Origin of the sequence: Campylobacter concisus, assembly GCF_003048605.1 — a bacterium.
GTDB classification, from domain to species: Bacteria; Campylobacterota; Campylobacteria; order Campylobacterales; family Campylobacteraceae; genus Campylobacter_A; species Campylobacter_A concisus_BM.
On sequence record NZ_PIRX01000017.1, the window covers coordinates 1 to 2776 of the forward strand.

3 protein-coding genes are annotated in these 2776 nt (G+C 31.3%); all 3 read left to right on the forward strand.

Features of this window, described 5'->3' with window-relative positions:
- The coding region (locus CVS86_RS09770) for a hypothetical protein (RefSeq protein WP_107791760.1) at positions 1-1396 on the forward strand (1396 nt) is incomplete at its 5' end.
- Positions 1383-2060: a hypothetical protein gene (locus tag CVS86_RS09775; RefSeq protein WP_107791761.1), complete on the forward strand. Its 678-nt coding sequence runs from the start codon at positions 1383-1385 to the stop codon at positions 2058-2060. The genes CVS86_RS09770 and CVS86_RS09775, both read left to right, overlap by 14 nt.
- Positions 2061-2211: 151 nt before the next feature.
- A partial coding sequence (locus tag CVS86_RS09780; RefSeq protein WP_199906538.1) for a hypothetical protein occupies positions 2212-2776 on the forward strand: 565 nt, incomplete at its 3' end.

Consider the following 2776-nt stretch of genomic DNA (forward strand, 5'->3'; position numbering starts at 1 on the left):
ATATGGTAAAAACCATATAAGGATAGATATAAAGATACCTCTATATATTAAATTTAAAGATGATAAGCTCATCATATATGAGTTTGAGCATGCTATAAAAGAGAAGAGCTTTAAAGCTAGTCTAAATTTCGATAGTTCTCTAATAAATAGAGACAAAAACATAAAAGACGGATACTACTACATAAATAAAAATATAAATCAAGCACAGGAAGTAAAGATATATGAGGATGAAAATTTAAACAAGACGCTTAACGTAAAAGATGAAAAGAATAGACAAACACTAAATAATGTATATGAGATCTATGCCAATGAGAATAGTGCAAACAACCAAATTTTAGATAGCATAATAAGCAAAGATAAAAAATATGGCATCAATCTGCTAAGCAAAGATAATATGAATAGCTTTATAAACTCTTTTAATGAGTCAAAGAGTATAACAAGAGTAGATAAAGGTATGTGGGTTGATGGGGATAGAGAGGTTGGAGTAAAAGCCGAAATAGAATTATGTAACTGCGAAAAACTATATGCAGATAAATTTAAAGTTACAAAACTGTATGAAAGCTATGGGCCTATTTATCGAGGCAAGATATCATTAAAAAATTATACCTACTGGGATGATTTAATAAATTCAAATCAAGCAACAGAAGATGAAAAGAATATACTAATAGCTATGTCCGAAAATGAAGGCAATTTGGATGCTGTTCAATCATATGACTCCGAGGTCTTGAGTGCAGGCGCTATGCAAAAGACTGTTAAAAGCAACGGAAGGGGTGAATTCTCAAAACAGCTTGCCAAATTTCGAGATAAGCACCCTAAACTATATATAACTCATGCCATGAATTGTGGTTGGAAAGTTGTCGGAAAAGATAGTGACGCTACAATTTATTACAGTAATTCACTACTAACTTATGGTAATGACGTTACAGGAGAGGAGCTAAAAGCAATTATCAGAAAAGACTGCAATGTAAAAAACTATGGCAAATCAACATACAATAAACCACTTGCCGCCATAGTAAAACTAATTTCTTTAAAAGAATTTCAGGAACTTCAGGTATTAGATTTTATTGACAGACTACATGAAGCTGAAAATAAAAAGTTAATTATTAATGGTAAAAATTTTGCTATAAAAGACTTTGTTACTACTAAATTTGGAAGAGCTTTAATTTTAGATCAATCTGTAAACAGACCCAATAATGTATCAACAAATTTTAAAACAGCTTTAGATAATTTTTTTGCAGATCATCCAAAGGTCAATAAAGACCCTGCTACTTGGAAAACTAATCATGTAATGTATGAGAATACACTACTAGAATATTATAGAGACGCTAGAGTTCAAATGACAGATAACATAAAAAGATTTAACAATTTAAAGGATAAGCTATATGAAAATAATTAATTTTGTACTTTTAATATTTGCTTTAGCAAGTGGCTTAAATGCAAAAGATGCTATCATCAAGTCCAAAAATGGAAACTCCTTGATATTTAAAGAAGCTGAGAAAAATGAACATTTTGAGGTAAATTTATACAAGAAACTAATCTTTTCTAGCAAAGAATATAATTCTACGATATACATCAATAACGACACATACTACTTTGGTCCTAATAGCAGTGTCTTGTCTAGTTCTGGTAGATACGTAATATTAGATACTTTGGAGGGAGGCTATATTACTGGTTATTCTGATGATAAAGATGAAAAACCTTTATGGAAAGATAAGGCACATTGTTTGGTCATTGATTTGCAAAATGGCTGTGTTTTGATAAACGAAACAGATGACGCCTGCATGATGGAGTGGGAAGGAGATGAGTTATATAATAATGCAGAACAACAAAAAAAGAGAATCGAGCTAAAAAGGAATATAAAAGATGATTTGGGCCATCTCTTAAAGTGTGAAAATATAGGTTTTATGGATATAAATGAGTGTAAAAAACAAAACAAAGGCAAGGTGGATAATGCTATCCGCTGTAATCCAATAAACTCTAAGAATATAAAAGAATATGAAAAGTATCTAGGTAGCGATATAAATTCAGACACAAAGAGTATCTTGAATAGATCACGATAGATTTATCTTAAATAAGAGTAAGACAATTATGAAATTTAAAATTTTATTACTAGCCCTAATTGCTAGTTTAAATTTAAGAACTTACGAGCCTTTAAGCCCTGAAAATGCTATTAATAAGTAGTAATGATTTTTACCAAAGCTTATAAAAAAGATGAGAACTATAATAATTAATAGTCAAACAAAACACAAAAACAGCAAAGAGCACAAAGAAGACGTCACTCACTTAGAATTTATGCAAAAAGACGAAGAGAGATCAAACAGCACCGCTTCAAAGTGTGAGGGACTATTTAAGCCATTTGCTGGTAAGCTAAATTCTCTTTTAGCCTCCCAAACGTCAAAGAAATTTAGCACCGAAAATATCTACTGCGTAAATTTAACCTCCTCTTCTACATCTAATGCTTCAAGGATAAATAAGCTTTTAAAAAGAAGAGAAGAAGAGCTTTATAAACAAGAGGATATGCTCATACTCTGCCCTATAAAGACGGCTACTCCTATTAGGATATTTCAGCCTAAAAAGAGCAACTTTACCATAGTGCTAGCCAGCCAAACAGAATTTGACTGCAGCGAGCTAAACCCAAAAGAGCTAAATCCTAGCAGACCAAACTATGGCAAGCTAAATTTATGCGAACTAATACTGACTGACTTTAAATTTGACACTTACGAGAAAGAGAACAATGGTACTTCATCTGATAGAGATATCAAATTTAAAAATGCAA

Bases quoted from the DNA above. Each gene is read 5' to 3' on its own strand.
- CVS86_RS09775 (WP_107791761.1), top strand. From the start codon at position 1,383: ATGAAAATAATTAATTTTGTACTTTTAATATTTGCTTTAGCAAGTGGC.